Raw genomic sequence first — 16,458 nt, forward strand, 5'->3', positions numbered from 1 at the left:
CGGTCAGGGCTTTCTGGCGAGGGCACCGTACTGGGAGATCCGGGTGGGGAGTTCACCGATCTCGGGGAGGTCGGGGCGCCACAGGGAGCACGAGACCAGGCCGGGGTCGAGGATTTCGAGGCCGTCGAAGAAGCGGGCGATCTCCTCGCCGCTGCGGGCGGTGATCGGGGGCGTGGCGTGCTCGTTCCAGAACCGCATCGCCTCGACGTTCGCCTCCCCGCCCAGCTCCAGGGTCGGGTGGGTGAGCACCAGGTAGCTGCCCGAGGGCACCGCCGCCATCAGCCCGCGCACGATGGACAGTGCCTCGTCGGTGTCGAGGATGAAGTTCAGGATGCCCAGCAACATGACCGCGACGGGCCGGTCGAGGTCCAGTGTCCTGGCGGCCTCGCGCAGGATCGTCGCGGTGTCACGGGCGTCGGCGTCGATGTAGTCGGTCGCGCCCTCGGGCGTGCTCGTCAGCAGGGCGCGGGCGTGCACCAGCACGAGGGGGTCGTTGTCGACGTAGACGATCCGCGACTCGGGGGCGAGGCGCTGGGCGACCTCGTGGGTGTTGTCCACGGTCGGCAGGCCGGTCCCGACATCGAGGAACTGCCTGACGCCCGCCTGCCCGGCGAGGTGGTTGACCACGCGGCCGAGGAAGGCGCGGTCGGCGCGGGCGACGTGCACGATGTTCGGGAACATGCCGAAGACCCGTTCGCCGACCTCACGGTCCGCCGGGTAGTGGTCCTTACCGCCAAGCCAGTAGTTCCAGACCCTGGCGTTGTGCGCGACCCCGGGGTTCAACCTGGTGGCCTCGGAGAAACCCGTCCTGTCGTCCACAAGTTCTCCCTGCTCCCGCGTCATGACGCCTCCGCCATGATCATTAGGATGATAATGAACACTTGGTTCCATGGATTCATCCCCCTGTGCCTGACCTGTCCGGCATGTAAAGCTTGGACCCGGCCGTACATCCTGAATAGGGAGCGAGCGTGCGTACTGTTCGGACGAGCATGACCTCGTCGGAGGAGAACCTCACGCCTGACTACCGGCGGGCGGGACCAACGGTGGCGCGGATGCTGGTCGGCGCGCAGCTGCGCCGGCTGCGCGAGGCCAGGGGCGTCACCCGTGAGGAGGCCGGGGAGCACATCCGGGCCTCACACTCCAAGATCAGCAGGCTGGAGCTCGGCCGTACCAGCTTCAAACGGCGTGACGTGGCCGACCTCCTCACCCTGTACGGCGTGGCGGGCGAGGCCGAGCGCGCGACGCTGCTCTCGCTGGCCGAGCAGGCGAACGTGCCGGGGTGGTGGCAGGACTACCACGACGTGGTGCCCGACTGGTTCGACGCCTTCCTCGGCCTCGAACAGGCCGCGAGCGTCATCCGCAGCTACGAGGTCCAGTTCGTCCCCGGCCTGTTGCAGACCGAGGGCTACGCGCGGGCCGTCGTCCAGCTCGGCCGTCGCGACGTCAGCCCCCTGGAGGCCGAACGACGGGTGGCCCTGCGGATGCGGCGCCAGGAACTGCTGCTCCGGAGGAACCCGCCGAAGCTGTGGATGGTGATCGACGAGGCCGCGCTACGCCGTCTCATCGGCGGCTCCGTGACGATGCGCGCCCAGATCGAGCACCTCATCCGCCTGTCCGAGCTGCCCCACGTCACCCTGCAGATCATGCCGTTCCACACCGGCGGACACGCCTGCGCGGCGGGCCCCATCACGATCCTGCGCTTCCCCGAGGGCGAACTCCCCGACGTGGTCTACCTCGAACAACTCGCCGGCGCCCTCTACCTGGACAAACCTTCGGAGACCGAGAAGTACTGGCACGTCATGAACAGCCTCGACATAGAAGCCGAACAACCGAACGCGACCCCGGTGATCCTGGAGCGAATCCTCAAGGAACTGTGAGGGCTTCGGGCTTTCGCTGAGGGTGTGCTTCCTGTCGTCTTCATGTCCGCTTGCGCGGGAAGGGGCGTCGTAGGCTGCGGGCATGATTCGCGCGGTGGTGTTCGATGTCGGTGAGTGCCTGGTGGACGAGAGCCGTGAGTACGGCACCTGGGCGGACTGGCTCGGTGTTCCCCGGCATACCTTCAGTGCCGTGTTCGGTGCGGTGATCGCTCAGGGGCGTGACTACCGGGAGACCTTCCAGGTGTTTCGCCCCGGGTTCGACCTGGACAAGGAGCGGGAGGTTCGTGCGGCGGCGGGCCGGGCGGAGACCTTCGGTGAGGAGGACCTCTACCCGGATGTACGGCCCGCGCTGGCGGCGTTGCGCGAGGCTGGCCTGTGGCTGGGGATCGCCGGTAACCAGACCGTGCGGGCCGGTCGCATCCTGCGTGAGCTGTTCGCCAAGGACGTGGACCTGATCGGCACCTCCGACGACTGGGGGGCGGCCAAGCCTGACCCGTTGTTCTTCACGCGGCTGGCTGAGGTGGTGCCGTTCGCGGCCGGGGAGATCTTGTATGTGGGGGATCGCCTGGACAACGACATCCGCCCGGCGGTGGCGGCGGGGATGAGGACCGCGCTGGTCAGGCGCGGCCCGTGGGGGACCATCCAGCAGGCCGACCCGGAGGCCGCCCGGCTCCCCAGCCTGCGCCTTGACTCCCTGGCCGACCTGCTGGGCGGGATAGAGACGCTCAACGCTGAAGCGCGATGAGGGTGGTGCGCCACGTCGCCCAGGACGACGGTGCGCTGTTTCCTGGCCTCGTCGGGCAGTTCGTCCAGAACGTGAAGAAGGGTCTGGCGGGCCTGGGGCAGGTGGCCTGCCTTGAGCTGGGTGTTGCCTTTGAGGGAGGCCAGACGGATCGGTGAGAACCAGTCGAACCACTCCGGCAGCGGAGTTTCGTCAGCGTCGGCCAGGGCGTCTTCTGCCTTGGTGATGACGCGTAGTGCTTCCCGGTGCTTGCCGCATCGTGTCTCACATTCCGCTTCGACCGCGTACAGCCAGGCCGTGAAGAGCGCGGGTGTGGAACCCGCACGTCGCATGTAGGCACGGGCGGCGCGGAGTCGTTCGGCGGCTCCGTCCTGTCGTGTGGTGTTGCTCGTCACTGGGGCAACTCTGGAGGATTCGTGAGCGCGGGACGAGAATGATCTTCCCCGAAGGTGCTCTTGTCCGCTTTGGCAATGAGATCAAGTAGATCAGTGAGGATCGCCGGGGTGGTGGCGATGGTGGCCTGGGCGTTGACGGTGTGCGGAGTGCCGTCCAGATCGACGACCACAGCCCCGGCCTCGCGGGCGATGAGCACGCCTGCGGCGGTGTCCCATGGCTTGTTGCTCAACATGATCGCCGCGTCGATCCGTCCCTCGGCGACCCAGGCCAGATCGACGGCGGCCGAGCCGAACATCCGGACCCGCTGCACCCGGGCGGCCAGCTCCCCGGTGACGGCCAGGCGCAGCCGGTTCCTCGCGTCGGCGGCCTGTCCTACGGCGTAGTCGCCGATGCCCACGATCGCCTCGGTCAGGTCGTCGGTTCGGCCGCAGTGGATGGGGTGGCCGTTGAGGTGGGCGCCGCGATGGTGGGCGGCGCTGTAGCGGGAGCCGAGGAAGGGCAGGTCGATCACTCCGAGGATGGAGGTGTCGTTGTCGATCAGGCCGAGGGAGACGCCGCACAGGGGGATGCCGTGCAGGAGGTTGGCGGTGCCGTCCACCGGATCGAGCGCCCACACCTGCCCCTCTTCCCTGGCTGGACCGCCCTCTTCCTCCCCGAGGAAGGCGATCTCCGGGGTTTCCCGGGTGAGGAAGTCACGCACGGCATGTTCTACGGCGTAGTCGACCTCGGTGGCCATGTCACGGTCGCCTTTGGCGGTGACGATCCCGGGAAGACGGGTTCTGACGATCTCGGCGGCGATGGTGACGGCCTGCTCGGCGATGGGCAGGACCGTACGGACGTCAAGGGTCATACCGGCAGGCTCCGCTCCCACAGCGAGGTGAACACCCGATCGAAGACGGGGAACAACCCGTCGGCGGCGGTGTTGTCGTTGATCACAATCGTAGGGGAGTCGACACCGCGCGCTTGCGGGAGGTACGGCTGGACCACGCAGGTGGCACCGTCCACGATGAGGATGTTGAAGCGGATCGTCTCGTCGTAGACGCGCAGTTCGAGCAGGTCAGCGGCCTCGCGAGGGAGCTGGTCCCTGAGGCGGGTCAGTATGTTGATGTTGAGCGCGGTCAGCGTGACAAGGGTGTTGTCTTTGTAGCCTTCCTCGTCCTCGCGGGCGCGGATGGCTGTTCCCTTGGGGTCGAGGAACAGGCATCGGATGCGGGTGCCGTTCTCCAGCAGACTTTTGAGGCGGTGGTCGGGGTAGCTCTGGCAGAGCACGTTGAGCGACAGGCCGGCGGCGCTGATCTCTTTGGCGGTGTCGAATAGGACGGTGGGTGGGTAGGTGGAGGCGAATGCCGAGCGGCTGCCGAACACGGCCGTCACGTCGGCCAGCTGAGGCGCGGGGGCGGCTTCGACGGAGGGGGCGGCGTTTTTCGGCAGGTGGGTGTCGCTTCTGGGGGTTGAGTTCCGGGTGCTGTTCGGGGAGAACAGTTCTTCGACGGTTCGGCCGGGGAACATCGCCTCCAGGACCCGGCAGTGGTCGGAGTAGGGCAGGCCTTTGAGTTCCCCGGAGAGCCAGCGGTGAAGCTGGGCGCGGCTCGGCCATTTTCCTTGCAATGTTGAGTCCACCAGCTTGGCGGCTTTGTCGTATTCCTTGCAAAAGGTCTTGTATGTCTGCCAGTGACGTTGCTGCAAAAGTGACTTCAGGAGGATCTGCTGGTCAGCCATGGTTTGCGCCTTAATGAGGAGGGACTGCAAGAGCAGGCTACCGGCGAAATCAAAGCGAGAGGAGACATAGACGAGACAAAGCGAAACGTGATGGGCGCAGATGAAACAGGAAGGCGGTCGAGACGCGACGCGGCGTTGGGAGATCCTCAGAACGTGCGAGAGCTGAGGGCGCGGCAGGCCTTCAACTGTTGATCGGGCCTCTCACATACCTGCTGTTTTCTCAGCGAATTACGGCGGACCTCCCCGGTTTTCATGGCGCGGGAACAGGTCCTTGATCGCAAAGGGGCGCGACCGTGTACGAAGGCAAGTCCGAAACGGCCGCACCGGCGATCCCGGGGTGGCGGTTGATCATCAGCGACGCCGGACGGTTCTGGGCGATCCGCAATCGGGCGTTCCCGCGTACGGCATTGCGCGCTGGGGCCGAGCCGACCGTGGACGCCGACACCTTCGAGCAGGTCCAGGAGGCCGTGGCCGCGCAGGAGGAGAAGGCTCGCGACGCTGTTGCGGGGGTGGTTTCGTGACCGGGCGGCATCGGGATGGCCTGCCGTACGCGCCGGTGTATCGGCGGGTGTGGGATGGTCCGGCGCGGGCCGAGGCCGAGCGGATCAACCAGGTGTGGGCCGACTGGACGGTTCTCTACAGCCTGGGGCGCCGCTGCTTCTACGCGATGGCTGTCTGGGACGGGCCGCGGCCGGTGATCGTCGAGGACGTCACAGGCGACGGGCTGGAGGAGCGGATGCGGGAGGCGGAGATGATCCGGGCGATGCGGCTCGCGGCTTCCACGTCGAAGTCTTCCCCGGCGCCGGTTCGTGGCGGGGCTTCCCGTAGGAGGGGTGGGGCGCTCGGTGAGGAGTCGGAGTTCGCTGGGGGACGGCGTTCGCCGGGTGGGAGGGCGGCATGATGCTCCCGGCCTGGGCTTCTCGTCAAGTTTCTGAGTTTTCAGATCGGGCCTGTAACTCCGTGCAGACGGCTCACCCGGACTGGCTCGTCTTCCACAGCTCGCGGTCCGGCCTGTGGAGCGCCTACCGGAGCGTCCTGTCCGGCAGGCCGTACCCCGGAAAGGTGCTGTTGGTGCGGGCCGAGTCCGCCGAGGAGCTGGACCGTAAGTTGAGCGCCCAGGTGTCTCCGGTGGTGCCGCCGAGCATTCAGGCCGTCGCCGTCGCCCGCGCTCTGCAGGCCGCTCGGGTCAGGCAGTTGGCGAGGGCATCCGGTCTGGTCCAGGCCGCTCGAACCGTACGGACCGGTCAGGGCGCCGCGCGGGAGCGTCCCACCGGACTGCGCAGGTTGCTGCGCTCGTGAAGCCGGTACGGCGGGCGGTGGAAATTCATCCCACCCGCTGCTCGCCGTACCCCATGAACGTGCGGTCCAGGTAGGAGGGACCTGGGCCGCACATCTTCGCAAGGCGGCTCCCATGCACGTTCTGAGCGTGGTGGGGAAGGGGAGTCGTCTGGCGCACCGGTCTCACTCGTGGGGCCGGTCCTCCTCCAGGGTGTTCGGCCGTCGTGCTCCCCGGCTCGGGGCCGGGCACCCGCCCCCTCGAAGGGCCTTACGACCGCCCTCATGACCTGCACGAAGAAAGGTCCACGGACTTCGGTGAAGTGCCCCCGGCCTGCGGCCTGAGTTTCTTGTCCGCCCTCCGAACGAGGACGACCATGACCGACTACGAGCGACGAATGATCGACCTGCTCATCAGCGCCCACCCCGCCTGGCGCTACGAACACCTCCACCTGCCCGGCCTGCCCCGATGGTGGGCCATCCGCTACAAACCGCTCCGCCCCGACCAACGCGCGGCCGGAGCCCGCGACATCCTCGGCAGAACCACCCTCCACCGGCTCGCCAAGGCCCTGGCCCGGAACGACGAGATTCTCCACCGCACCCGCCATTGACCCCCTACGGAGCCCCCATGTCCCCACTCAAGGCCGTAGCCCCCGACGGCACCTTCACCACCGGTACCGGCACCACCGAACGCCTTCTCACCCCCGGCGAAGTGGCCCGCATCTTCGGCGTCGACCCCAAAACCGTCAACCGCTGGGCCCTGACCGGCCGCATCCCCTCAGTGAGAACCCCCAGCAACCAACGCCGCTACCGAGAAACCGACATCAACGCTCTCCTCAACGCCACACCTTGATCGTTATCTCCCGCCTCTTCGAGGGGCGGCAGACAATCCCCGCGTGCGCGGGGAGCACCACATCGCGGGCAGCAGCATGACGTCGTCCTCGGGACCATCCCGCGCGGGGATGGTCCCGGGCTTCCCACCCCAGCAGCCGACGACGTCCGGTGCTCCCCGCGCACGCGGGGGTGGTCAGGTCGGTTGTGTGATGTGGTCGGACGCGCAGGGAGGCCCTGTTGAGGGGGAGGCGCTATTCCTTGTGGCCGATGCCGCCGACGACCCAGATGGAGTCGAGGCGGTGGATCAGGTCGTCCTCTGGGCGCCATTCGGGGATGTAGACGACTCCGGGGTCCACCAGGGCGAGGCCGTCGAAGTAGCGTTCGATCTCGGCCTTGCTGCGCAGGCCCTTCCTGTGGGGGCCGGTGACGGCGCCCTCGTTCTGGTAGAAGGCGGCGAGCTTGGCGGTGGCCTCGGGGCGCAGGTCGCCGACCGGGTGGGAGATGGCCAGGTAGCTGCCCGGCGAGATGGTCTTGCGGAGGTAGTCGATGATCTGGTCGACCTGGGAGTCGTCCTGGATGTCCTGGAGCACGCCGAACAGCAGGATCGCGACCGGCTCGTCGGGGTTGATCATCTTGGTGAGGCCGGGGTCGGCGAGCAGTGCCTCGGGGTCGCGGAGGTCGGCCTCGACGACCACGGTCAGCCGGTCGTCCTGCAGCAGGGCCTGGCCGTGGACCACGACCATGGGGTCGTTGTCGACGTAGACGACCCGTGCGTCCGGGGCCACCGCGTGGGCGATCTCGTGCACGTTGCCCTGGGTCGGCAGGCCGCAGCCGACGTCGATGAACTGCCGGATCCCGGCCTCCTGGGCGAGGAATCGTACGGCCCTGCCGAGGAAGCGCCGTCCCTCACGCCAGAGCACGGGCAGTTCGGGGGTGATGGCCATCGCCGCTTTGGCCGCTTCCCGGTCGGCGGCGAAGTTGTCCTTGCCACCCAGGAAGTAGTCAGCGACCCGCCCCATGTTCGGGGTCGTGGTGTCGAGCCTGGGCCTCTCCGGCTTCGACGATGCCACCGTGTTCTCCGTCCAGCAGATCCATTTTCTGCGGAGGTTATCCGCTTTTCTTATGCCCCGGGGTCATATTCCGGCAACCGGTAGCCCCAGCCTGGCGGTTCATGGTGCTTTTCGCGCGGGTCATGTCCACTTCCGCGCATGATCATGCGTTGAGGGCCCGGGCCTGGCACGGAAGGCGGGCAAACGACGGTGACGGCTGTCACTGGTCTCCGGCGGACGGCCAGCCGGGCGGTGACCGAATAGCCCTTTAGGGAGCCTCCACCGTTCTGCATGTAGCCATGCAGGCGGCATGATGAATGAATATATTCCATGCCCAAGTCTGAAGCCCGGCTCCGCTTCAGGCCCGGGTTCTGAGTCACGGCCGCGCTGGGCCCCGCCCGATGTCCCGACCGAGGAGAAGCATGAGTCACGACGACGCCGGACCCCGCATGCTGCGGCTGTTCGAGGGGCATCGGCTGACCCCCGCGCAGCGCAGGATCGCGCACTGCCTGGTGCAGCACGCCGGGGAGGCGGCCTTCCTGTCCAGTGTGGAGGTCGCCGAGCTGGCCGGGGTCAGTCAGCCGTCGGTGACCCGCTTCGCGATGGCGCTCGGGTTCGACGGCTACCCCGCGCTGCGCAGGCAGCTGCGTGAGCTGGGCTCCCCGGAGACGGTCGTCCAGGACGAGGCCGGGGAGGGCGCGGAGGAGGAGGCGCCGAACGAGTTGCAGCGGGCCGTACTGGCGGAGATCGCCCACCTGCGGCGGCTGGCCGGGACGCTGGCCGATCCCAAGCCGGTCGTCGCCGCCGCGCGGCTGCTGTCGGTCTCCCGGCCGCTGCCGGTCCTCGGACTGCGGGCCGCCGCCGCGCAGGCCGCGGGGTTCTCCTACTTCGCGGCCAAGGTCCACCCGGACGTGCGGTTGCTCGACGAGGGCGGGTCCATGCTGGCCGACCGGATCGAGCGGGCCGCGGCGGCGGGGGCGACCGCGCTGCTGTGTTTCGCGCTGCCCCGCTATCCGGCGGAGCTGACCGAGGCGCTCACCGTCGCCAGGGACGCCGGGCTGAGCGTGGTGACGGTCGCCGACAGCGCCTTCGCGCCCGCCGCGGCGCTGTCGGACGTGGTGCTGGCCGCCGAGGTCGGCACGAGTCTGGTCTTCGACACGGCCTGCGGCCCCATGATGCTGGGCAGAGTCCTTCTTGAGGCGATGTGCGATGAGATCCCGGGGGCCGAGGGACGGCTTGAGGCGTTCGAGGTGTCGGCCGCGGCCAGGGAGATCTTCACGGACTAGCCTGTTGACTGAAACTATTCAAGCGGGATACAAGTGAATACATCTATTTGAACATGTCGGCTGACGGCCGACGTGCTGGAGGGCGGAAGCGTGGCTGAGCAGAACGGCCGAGGTCCGATCAGGGCTCCGCGTGGGACGGAGCTGAACACGCGCGGCTGGCAGCAGGAGGCCGCGCTACGGATGCTCATGAACAACCTCGACCCCGAGGTCGCCGAGCATCCCGACAAGCTCGTCGTGTACGGCGGCACCGGCAAGGCGGCGCGTGACTGGCGCTCCTACGACGCCATCACCCGCACCCTGAGCACGCTGAAGGGCGACGAGACCCTGCTCGTGCAGTCCGGCCGTCCCGTCGGCGTCATGACGACCCACGAGTGGGCGCCGCGTGTCCTGATCGCCAACTCCAACCTGGTCGGCGACTGGGCGACCTGGCCCGAGTTCCGGCGCCTCGAACAGCTCGGCCTGACCATGTACGGGCAGATGACCGCCGGGTCGTGGATCTACATCGGCACCCAGGGCATCCTCCAGGGCACCTACGAGACCTTCAGCGCCGTCGCCGCCAAGCGGTTCGGCGGCTCCCTCGCCGGGACGATCACCCTCACCGCCGGGCTCGGCGGCATGGGCGGCGCCCAGCCGCTGGCCGTCACCATGAACGGCGGCGTCGTCATCTGCATCGACTGCGACCCGCGCAGCATCGACCGGCGCATCGAGCACCGCTACCTCGACGTCAAGGCCGACAACCTCGACGAGGCCCTGCGCCTCGCCTACGAGGCGCGCGACGCCCGCAGGCCGCTGTCCATCGGTGTCGAGGCCAACGCCGCGCAGGCCGTACCGGAACTGCTCGCCAGGGGCGCCGAGATCGACGTCGTCACCGACCAGACCTCCGCGCACGACCCGCTGGCCTACCTGCCGATCGGCGTCGCCTTCGAGGACATGGCCGACGAGGCCGCCAAGGATCCGGAGGGCTTCACCCAGCGGGCCCGCGAGTCCATGGCCAGGCACGTCGAGGCGATGGTCGGCTTCCAGGACGCCGGGGCCGAGGTCTTCGACTACGGCAACTCGATCCGCGGCGAGGCCAAGCTGGCGGGCTACGCGCGCGCCTTCGACTTCCCCGGCTTCGTGCCCGCCTACATCAGGCCGCTGTTCTGCGAGGGCAAGGGCCCCTTCCGCTGGGCCGCGCTGTCCGGCGACCCCGCCGACATCGCCAGGACCGACCGGGCCATCCTCGACCTGTTCCCCGAGAACGAGTCTCTGGCCCGCTGGATCAAGATGGCCGGGGAGCGCGTCCACTTCCAGGGCCTGCCCGCGCGCATCTGCTGGCTCGGGTACGGCGAGCGCGACCGGGCCGGGGAGCGCTTCAACGACATGGTCGCCTCCGGCGAGCTGTCCGCCCCCGTCGCGATCGGCCGTGACCACCTCGACTGCGGCTCCGTGGCCTCGCCGTACCGGGAGACCGAGGCGATGCTCGACGGGTCGGACGCCATCGCGGACTGGCCGCTGCTCAACGCCATGGTGAACGTCGCCTCCGGCGCGTCGTGGGTCTCCATCCACCACGGCGGCGGCGTCGGCATCGGCCGTTCCATTCACGCGGGCCAGGTCACGGTCGCCGACGGTACGGCCCTGGCCGGGGAGAAGATCCGCCGGGTGCTGACCAACGACCCCGGTATGGGCGTCATCAGGCACGTGGACGCCGGATACGACCGGGCCAACGAGGTCGCCGAGGAGCGCGACGTGCGCGTCCCGATGCGCGAGGGCGACGCGTGAGCGACGCATACGAGAAGGCGGGCGCGGCGGGGGAGGGCTTCCGCCGGATGTGGCGGGAACTGCTGCCCGTCGGCCGGCACGCGGGCAGCGGCGGTTACCGGCGCCACGCCTGGACCTCCGCCGACGCCGAGTGCCGCGCCTGGTTCACCGAGCAGGCTGAGGCCAGAGGCCTGAGCCACGAGATCGACCGCAACGGCAACCAGTGGGCCTGGCTGGGCGACCCGGCCGCCGGGGACGCCGTCGTCATCGGCTCGCACCTGGACTCGGTGCCGGACGGCGGCGCCTACGACGGCCCGCTCGGCGTCGTGTCCTCCTTCGCCGCCCTCGACGCGCTGCGCGAGCGGGGTGTCACCCCGTCAAGGCCGCTGGCCGTCGTGAACTTCGGTGACGAGGAGGGCGCCAGGTTCGGCGTCGCCTGCGTCGGGTCACGGCTGATGGCCGGTGTCCTGGAGCCGGGCCACGCCAGGGACCTGCGTGACGGTGACGGCGTACGGCTGGCCGACGCGATGGAACGCGCGGGCCGGGACCCGGAGGCGATCGGCCGCGACGACGAACGGCTGTCGCGGATCGGGGCGTTCGTCGAACTCCACGTCGAACAGGGCAGGTACCTCGCGGACACCCCGCACGCCGTCGGCGTAGCCTCCGCCATCTGGCCGCACGGCCGCTGGCGGTTCGACTTCCCCGGCGAGGCCAACCACGCCGGGACCACCCGGCTCGTCGACCGCCACGACCCCATGCTCGCCTACGCGGCGGCCGTGCTGTCGGCCAGGGAGCTGGCGCGGGACGCCGGGGCGCTGGCGACCTTCGGCAAGGTGCGCGTCGAACCCAACGGGACCAACGCCATCGCCTCCCTGGTGACGGCCTGGCTCGACTCGCGGGCCGCCGACTCGGCGACGCTGGACGCGCTGGTCAAGGCCATCACCGAGGCCGCCGAGGGGGCTGAGGTCACGCGTGAGTCCTACACGCCGGTCGTCGACTTCGACGTCCCGCTGCGGGACCGGCTGGCCCGGGTGCTGGGCGGCGTCCCGGTGCTGCCGACCGGCGCCGGGCACGACGCGGGCATCCTCGCCTCCGCCGTACCGACCGCGATGCTCTTCGTGCGCAACCCGACCGGGGTCTCGCACTCCCCGCACGAGCACGCCGAGGAGACCGACTGTCTGGCCGGGGTGAGCGCCCTGACCGACGTTCTTCAGGACCTGCTGTGAACGGCAGGTTCTGGGCGAGACACGCCTGGACGGGAGGGGCACAGGCAGGAGCCCCCGGTCCCGGAACCCCTGGGGCTGGGGTATCCGGGTCCGGGGGTTCCGACCCCCTTGAGTCCGGGGTGCTCATCGAGGTGATCGACGGCCGGATCATGGCGTTGCGGGCGGGCAGCGAGCCGGGAGACGCCGTCGTTCTCGACGGGCTGGTACTGCCCGGACTGGCCAACGCCCACTCGCACGCCTTCCACCGGGCGCTGCGCGGCGAGACCCAGGTCGGCGGCGGCACCTTCTGGACCTGGCGGGAGACGATGTACCGCGCCGCCGCGGCCCTGGACCCCGACACCTACCTCGACCTCGCCACGGCCGTCTACGCCGAGATGGCCCTGGCCGGGATCACCTGCGTCGGCGAGTTCCACTACCTGCACCACGCGCCGGGCGGCACGCCGTACGCCGACCCCAACGTCATGGGGGAGGCGCTGGTCGAGGCCGCGGCGCGGGCGGGCATCCGGATCACGCTGCTCGACACCTGTTACCTGTCGTCCGGGTTCGGCGCGCCGCCCGACGCGACGCAGGCCCGCTTCAGCGACGGTACGGCCCACGCCTGGGCGGAACGCGCCGAGGCGCTGGCCGTCGCGCTGGACAAGCACCCGCACGCCGTCGCCGGCGCCGCCGTGCACTCCGTGCGGGCCGTCCCCGCCGACCAGCTCGCCGTCGTCGCGGCCTGGGCCGAGGGCAGGCTGGCGCCGATCCACGCGCACCTGTCCGAGCAGCCCGCCGAGAACGAGGGCTGCGTCGAGGCGTACGGCGTCACGCCGACCAGGCTGCTGGCCGACCACGGCGTGCTCGGCCCCCGGGCGACGGCCGTACACGCCACCCATCTGACCGGCGACGACGTCGCCCTGCTCGGCGGCAGCGCCACGACCGTCTGCATGTGCCCGACGACCGAACGGGACCTCGCCGACGGCATCGGACCGGCCAAGGACCTCCAGCTCGCCGGGTCGCGGCTCACCCTGGGCAGCGACAGCCACGCCGTCATCGACCTGTTCGAGGAGGCGCGCGGCATGGAGCTCGACGAACGGCTGCGCACCCGCCGCAGGGGGCACTGGAGCGCCGACGAGCTGCTGCGCGCCGCCACCGGCGACGGACACGCCTCACTCGGCTGGTCGGAGGCGGGCCGCATCGAGGTCGGCGCTGTCGCCGACCTGGTGACGGTCTCCCTCGACTCGGTCCGCACCGCCACCCCACGGCCTCGCCCGGAGACCGCCGTCTTCGCCGCGACGGCCGCCGACGTGCGGGACGTCGTGGTCGGCGGCCGGCTGGTCGTACGGCACGGCACCCACCGGCTCGTCCCCGACGTCCCCGCCGCCCTGCGCCGGGCGGTCGGCCGCCTCTGGGCGTCGTGACGCCGTGCCCTCCCCGTCGCGCCGGAGCCGTGCCGTCTCGTACGGCAGGACCTCTGAGCCGACGTACGCCGTGGTCTCCTCGCCGCGTCGGAGCCGTGTCACCCGGCACGGCGGCGGCATCATGAACGCAGGGGCCGGTCCCTGGTCCGTCCCACACCATGCCGTGGTGAGCACCGGGACCGGTCCCTGTACCCATTCACGCCGTGCCGTGGTGGGTCCCCGTTCCACCTGTCTTTTCGCACGCCCGGAGGTACCGTGAGCCTGCTCGTCACCGGTCTGTCCCGTCTCGTCACCAACGATCCGTCGCTGGGGCAGGGGCCGCTCGGCGTGGTCGAGAACGCCGCCGTCGTCCTCGACGGACCCACGGTCGCGTGGGTGGGCCCCGCCTCCTCGGCTCCGGCGGCCGACGAGGTCCACGACGCCGGGGGCAGGGCCGCGATCCCCGGCTTCGTCGACTCCCACGCCCATCTGGTCTTCGCCGGGGACCGCACGGCCGAGTTCGACGCCCGCATGTCGGGCACGCCGTACACGGCCGGGGGGATCCGCACGACGGTCGCGGCGACCAGGGCGGCGAGCGACGCCGAACTGTCGGCCAACGTCGCCAGGCTGGTCGCCGAGGCGCTGCGCCAGGGGACCACGGTCATCGAGTGCAAGTCCGGCTACGGGCTCACCGTCGAGGACGAGGCCCGTTCGCTGCGGATCGCCGGTGAGCACACCGACGAGGTGACCTATCTCGGCGCCCACGTGGTCCCGGCCGACACCGACGCCGACGCCTACGTGGACCTCGTCACCGGGCCGATGCTCGACCGGTGCGCGCCGTACGCCCGCTGGGTCGACGTCTTCTGCGAGCGCGGCGCCTTCGACGGCGACCAGGCGCGGGCCGTCCTCGAAGCGGGCGCCAAGCGCGGGCTCACCCCCCGGGTCCACGCCAACCAGCTCGGTCACGGCCCTGGAGTACGGCTCGCCGTCGAACTCGGCGCCGCCTCCGCCGACCACTGCACCCACCTCGACGACGCCGACGTCGACGCCCTGGCCTCGGGGAACACGGTCGCCACGCTGCTGCCCGGCGCCGAGTTCTCCACCAGGGCCGCCTACCCGGACGCCCGGCGCCTGCTGGGGGCGGGGGTGACGGTGGCGCTGTCCACCGACTGCAACCCGGGATCGAGTTTCACCACGAGCATGCCGTTCTGCGTGGCCGTCGCGGTGCGGGAGATGGGGATGACCCCGGACGAGGCCGTGTGGGCGGCGACGATGGGCGGGGCGCGGGCGCTGCGCCGTACGGACGTGGGCCACCTCGGCCCCGGCGCCCGCGCGGACCTCGTCCTGCTCGACGCCCCCTCCCACGTCCACCTGGCCTACCGCCCCGGCGTCCCCCTCATCTCGGCGGTCTGGCACCGGGGCGAACGCGCCGTCTGACCCTCGGATGAGCGAATGCGGGAAACTATCCCGCACTGTGCGCGAAACTATCCCGCATTCGCGCACGGTTCTCGGTCATCCGTCGAACTTCGTGGGGGTGAAGGTGCCGACGGTCATCGGGACGGCGAGGATCAGGTCGAGGACCTGCCGCACGTGCTGGAAGTGCGGGGCGGCGAAGTGTTCGGTCAGGGCCTCGGGGCCGGTCCACTCCTCGACGACGACCATCCGGGCGGGCTCGTTGGGGTCGACGTACGGCCGGTAGGTCAGGCAGCCGGGCTCGTCCAGGGACGGTTCGATCATCGCTTCGAGCGCGGTACGGAGCCGGTCCTCCTGGCCGGGCTTGGCCAGGAGTTCGGCGATGACGGTCAGGGACATGTCAGTACTCCCTTCTTGGTTCGTGGAAAGGGCGTCACGGACGGGCCTGGCCGACGCCCGCGCCCGAGGTGGTGATCGCGACGGCGATCTCCTCAAGGTCGGCCGGGGTGAGACGGACCGCGTCCGCCGCGATCCACCCGTCGACCTGCGCGGCCGTACGGGCTCCGACGATGGCGCCGGTGATGCCCGGCCAGGCCAGCGTCCAGGCGATGGCCACCTCGGCGACCGTCACGCCGTGCCGCGCGGCGACGGGGCGCAGGGCGTCGGCGAGCCGGAGGTTGGCGGGCAGGCCCGTGGTGAAGTCGCGGTGGGCTCGCCGCCAGTCGTCGGCGGGCAGGGAGGCGACGCGTTCGGCGGAGAAGGTGCCGGTGAGCAGCCCCGACTGGAGCGGTGAGTAGACGATCACGCCGGTGCCGTGGGCGTGGGCCCAGGCGACCTCCGCCGCCGCCGAACGGTTGATCGCCGAGAACGGCGGCTGGACGACGTCGACATGGGCGATCTCCTCGGCCGCCTGGAGCTGCTCGGGGGAGTGGTTGGACAGGCCGATCGCCCGGACCTTGCCCTCGGCCTTGAGGTCGGCCATGACCTGCCAGTACTCCTCCAGCGGCGTGGCGTTCGGCGAGACGGCGCCACTACCGTCGCCGGTGAACTCCAGTGACTCGCCGGTGTCCGGCCAGTGCACCTGGTACAGGTCGATGTGGTCGACCCCGAGCCGCCGGAGCGAGTCCTCGACCTCGCGGCGCACACTGGCGGGCTTCATGATCCGGAGCGGCGCGGCCTGCGGGTTCTCCGGGTCCCAGACCAGGCCGACCTTGGTGAACAGGTAGGGCCGGTCGGCCTCGGGCAGGCCCGCCACGGCCCTGCCGACCAGCTCCTCGGAGTGGCCGAGGCCGTAAACGGCGGCGGTGTCGATCCAGTTGACGCCGGAGGTGACCGCGCGCCGGATGGCGGCGATCGACTCGGCGTCGTCGGTGGCGCCCCAGCCGAAGTGCCAGCCGGGGCCGGCGACGGCCCAGGAGCCGAAGCCGAGACGGCTGACGTTCATGCCGGTGCTGCCAAGGGGAACGGTGGTCATGTCGGTGCCTTTCGGGGTTACCGGGTTGATGTCCACCACTTTCTTGGT

Annotated in this window: 19 protein-coding genes; 13 read left to right on the top strand and 6 right to left on the bottom strand. The window is 70.2% G+C overall.

Features of this window, described 5'->3' with window-relative positions; translation table 11 throughout:
- Nucleotides 1–3: 3 nt before the first annotated feature.
- The gene (locus ACFYY8_RS12835) at nt 4–843 is read right to left on the bottom strand and encodes an SAM-dependent methyltransferase (protein WP_390040160.1); all 840 of its coding nucleotides are present in this window, start codon (nt 841–843) and stop codon (nt 4–6) included.
- A 146-nt stretch (nt 844–989) separates the two neighbouring features.
- Between ACFYY8_RS12835 and ACFYY8_RS12840 the strand changes: the two genes are divergently transcribed.
- The 3 genes from ACFYY8_RS12840 (at nt 990) to ACFYY8_RS12850 (ending at nt 2,777) form a co-directional block, all read left to right on the top strand.
- A complete protein-coding gene (locus tag ACFYY8_RS12840) occupies nt 990–1,877 on the top strand; it encodes a helix-turn-helix domain-containing protein (RefSeq protein WP_390040970.1) in 888 nt (295 codons plus the stop codon).
- Between the two features lie 82 nt (nt 1,878–1,959).
- Nucleotides 1,960–2,622, top strand: a complete 663-nt coding sequence (locus tag ACFYY8_RS12845) for an HAD family hydrolase (protein WP_390040162.1) — start codon at nt 1,960–1,962, stop codon at nt 2,620–2,622.
- On the top strand, nt 2,619–2,777 hold the full coding sequence (locus tag ACFYY8_RS12850; protein ID WP_390040164.1) for a hypothetical protein: 159 nt from the start codon (nt 2,619–2,621) through the stop codon (nt 2,775–2,777). The genes ACFYY8_RS12845 and ACFYY8_RS12850 overlap by 4 nt, the downstream gene beginning before the upstream one ends.
- 233 nt (nt 2,778–3,010) lie before the next feature.
- Here the strand turns inward: ACFYY8_RS12850 and ACFYY8_RS12855 are convergent, their stop codons facing one another.
- The gene (locus tag ACFYY8_RS12855) at nt 3,011–3,865 is read right to left on the bottom strand and encodes an inositol monophosphatase family protein (RefSeq protein ID WP_390040166.1); all 855 of its coding nucleotides are present in this window, start codon (nt 3,863–3,865) and stop codon (nt 3,011–3,013) included.
- A complete protein-coding gene (locus ACFYY8_RS12860; RefSeq protein ID WP_390040168.1) occupies nt 3,862–4,734 on the bottom strand; it encodes a DUF5919 domain-containing protein in 873 nt (290 codons plus the stop codon). The genes ACFYY8_RS12855 and ACFYY8_RS12860 overlap by 4 nt, the downstream gene beginning before the upstream one ends.
- A 293-nt stretch (nt 4,735–5,027) precedes the next feature.
- On the opposite strand from ACFYY8_RS12860, the gene ACFYY8_RS12865 reads away from it, so the two are divergent.
- The 5 genes from ACFYY8_RS12865 (at nt 5,028) to ACFYY8_RS12885 (ending at nt 6,862) form a co-directional block, all read left to right on the top strand.
- Complete coding sequence (locus tag ACFYY8_RS12865; RefSeq protein ID WP_390040170.1) at nt 5,028–5,255, top strand: hypothetical protein; 228 nt, start codon at nt 5,028–5,030, stop codon at nt 5,253–5,255.
- Nucleotides 5,252–5,635 (top strand): hypothetical protein, encoded by a 384-nt coding sequence (locus tag ACFYY8_RS12870; RefSeq protein ID WP_390040172.1) that lies wholly within the window; start codon nt 5,252–5,254, stop codon nt 5,633–5,635. Before ACFYY8_RS12865 ends, ACFYY8_RS12870 begins: the two co-directional genes overlap by 4 nt.
- A 59-nt stretch (nt 5,636–5,694) precedes the next feature.
- Nucleotides 5,695–6,033, top strand: coding sequence for a hypothetical protein (locus ACFYY8_RS12875; protein WP_390040174.1), 339 nt, complete (start codon nt 5,695–5,697; stop codon nt 6,031–6,033).
- A gap of 353 nt (nt 6,034–6,386) precedes the next feature.
- Nucleotides 6,387–6,620 carry a hypothetical protein gene (locus ACFYY8_RS12880; RefSeq protein WP_390040176.1) on the top strand — a complete coding sequence of 78 codons (234 nt, stop codon included), beginning with the start codon at nt 6,387–6,389 and terminating at the stop codon, nt 6,618–6,620.
- A gap of 17 nt (nt 6,621–6,637) precedes the next feature.
- The gene (locus ACFYY8_RS12885) at nt 6,638–6,862 is read left to right on the top strand and encodes a BldC family transcriptional regulator (RefSeq protein WP_390040178.1); all 225 of its coding nucleotides are present in this window, start codon (nt 6,638–6,640) and stop codon (nt 6,860–6,862) included.
- Nucleotides 6,863–7,094: 232 nt separating this feature from the next.
- On the opposite strand, the gene ACFYY8_RS12890 is transcribed toward ACFYY8_RS12885, so the two are convergent.
- Nucleotides 7,095–7,913, bottom strand: a complete 819-nt coding sequence (locus tag ACFYY8_RS12890) for an SAM-dependent methyltransferase (protein WP_390040180.1) — start codon at nt 7,911–7,913, stop codon at nt 7,095–7,097.
- Between the two features lie 401 nt (nt 7,914–8,314).
- Here ACFYY8_RS12890 and ACFYY8_RS12895 point away from each other — a divergent pair, with 401 nt between their 5' ends.
- From ACFYY8_RS12895 to hutI, 5 genes are all read left to right on the top strand, one after another.
- Nucleotides 8,315–9,178: a MurR/RpiR family transcriptional regulator gene (locus ACFYY8_RS12895; RefSeq protein ID WP_352013983.1), complete on the top strand. Its 864-nt coding sequence runs from the start codon at nt 8,315–8,317 to the stop codon at nt 9,176–9,178.
- 90 nt (nt 9,179–9,268) lie between these two features.
- Nucleotides 9,269–10,939: a urocanate hydratase gene (gene hutU, locus ACFYY8_RS12900; RefSeq protein WP_352013982.1), complete on the top strand. Its 1,671-nt coding sequence runs from the start codon at nt 9,269–9,271 to the stop codon at nt 10,937–10,939.
- A gap of 47 nt (nt 10,940–10,986) precedes the next feature.
- Nucleotides 10,987–12,144, top strand: coding sequence for an allantoate amidohydrolase (locus ACFYY8_RS12905; RefSeq protein WP_390040972.1), 1,158 nt, complete (start codon nt 10,987–10,989; stop codon nt 12,142–12,144).
- A gap of 119 nt (nt 12,145–12,263) precedes the next feature.
- Nucleotides 12,264–13,544 (top strand): formimidoylglutamate deiminase, encoded by a 1,281-nt coding sequence (locus tag ACFYY8_RS12910; protein WP_390040183.1) that lies wholly within the window; start codon nt 12,264–12,266, stop codon nt 13,542–13,544.
- 255 nt (nt 13,545–13,799) lie between these two features.
- The gene (gene hutI, locus ACFYY8_RS12915; RefSeq protein ID WP_390040185.1) at nt 13,800–14,960 is read left to right on the top strand and encodes an imidazolonepropionase; all 1,161 of its coding nucleotides are present in this window, start codon (nt 13,800–13,802) and stop codon (nt 14,958–14,960) included.
- 75 nt (nt 14,961–15,035) lie between these two features.
- Here the strand turns inward: hutI and ACFYY8_RS12920 are convergent, their stop codons facing one another.
- Nucleotides 15,036–15,335 carry a putative quinol monooxygenase gene (locus tag ACFYY8_RS12920; protein ID WP_390040187.1) on the bottom strand — a complete coding sequence of 100 codons (300 nt, stop codon included), beginning with the start codon at nt 15,333–15,335 and terminating at the stop codon, nt 15,036–15,038.
- Between the two features lie 34 nt (nt 15,336–15,369).
- Nucleotides 15,370–16,410 carry an aldo/keto reductase gene (locus ACFYY8_RS12925; RefSeq protein WP_390040189.1) on the bottom strand — a complete coding sequence of 347 codons (1,041 nt, stop codon included), beginning with the start codon at nt 16,408–16,410 and terminating at the stop codon, nt 15,370–15,372.
- Nucleotides 16,411–16,458 lie beyond the last annotated feature (48 nt).

The sequence above is a fragment of the Streptosporangium sp. NPDC001559 genome (assembly GCF_042893955.1).
GTDB lineage: Bacteria > Actinomycetota > Actinomycetes > Streptosporangiales > Streptosporangiaceae > Streptosporangium.

Excerpts from the sequence above, each read along its gene's own strand:
- ACFYY8_RS12920 (WP_390040187.1), bottom strand. The coding sequence starts at position 15,335 with ATGTCCCTGACCGTCATCGCCGAACTCCTGGCCAAGCCCGGCCAGGAG.
- ACFYY8_RS12895 (WP_352013983.1), top strand. The coding sequence starts at position 8,315 with ATGAGTCACGACGACGCCGGACCCCGCATGCTGCGGCTGTTCGAGGGG.
- ACFYY8_RS12880 (WP_390040176.1), top strand. The coding sequence starts at position 6,387 with ATGACCGACTACGAGCGACGAATGATCGACCTGCTCATCAGCGCCCAC.
- ACFYY8_RS12850 (WP_390040164.1), top strand. The coding sequence starts at position 2,619 with ATGAGGGTGGTGCGCCACGTCGCCCAGGACGACGGTGCGCTGTTTCCT.
- ACFYY8_RS12855 (WP_390040166.1), bottom strand. The coding sequence starts at position 3,865 with ATGACCCTTGACGTCCGTACGGTCCTGCCCATCGCCGAGCAGGCCGTC.
- ACFYY8_RS12925 (WP_390040189.1), bottom strand. The coding sequence starts at position 16,410 with ATGACCACCGTTCCCCTTGGCAGCACCGGCATGAACGTCAGCCGTCTC.
- ACFYY8_RS12860 (WP_390040168.1), bottom strand. The coding sequence starts at position 4,734 with ATGGCTGACCAGCAGATCCTCCTGAAGTCACTTTTGCAGCAACGTCAC.
- ACFYY8_RS12835 (WP_390040160.1), bottom strand. The coding sequence starts at position 843 with ATGACGCGGGAGCAGGGAGAACTTGTGGACGACAGGACGGGTTTCTCC.
- ACFYY8_RS12905 (WP_390040972.1), top strand. The coding sequence starts at position 10,987 with ATGTGGCGGGAACTGCTGCCCGTCGGCCGGCACGCGGGCAGCGGCGGT.
- ACFYY8_RS12840 (WP_390040970.1), top strand. The coding sequence starts at position 990 with ATGACCTCGTCGGAGGAGAACCTCACGCCTGACTACCGGCGGGCGGGA.
- ACFYY8_RS12845 (WP_390040162.1), top strand. The coding sequence starts at position 1,960 with ATGATTCGCGCGGTGGTGTTCGATGTCGGTGAGTGCCTGGTGGACGAG.
- ACFYY8_RS12885 (WP_390040178.1), top strand. The coding sequence starts at position 6,638 with ATGTCCCCACTCAAGGCCGTAGCCCCCGACGGCACCTTCACCACCGGT.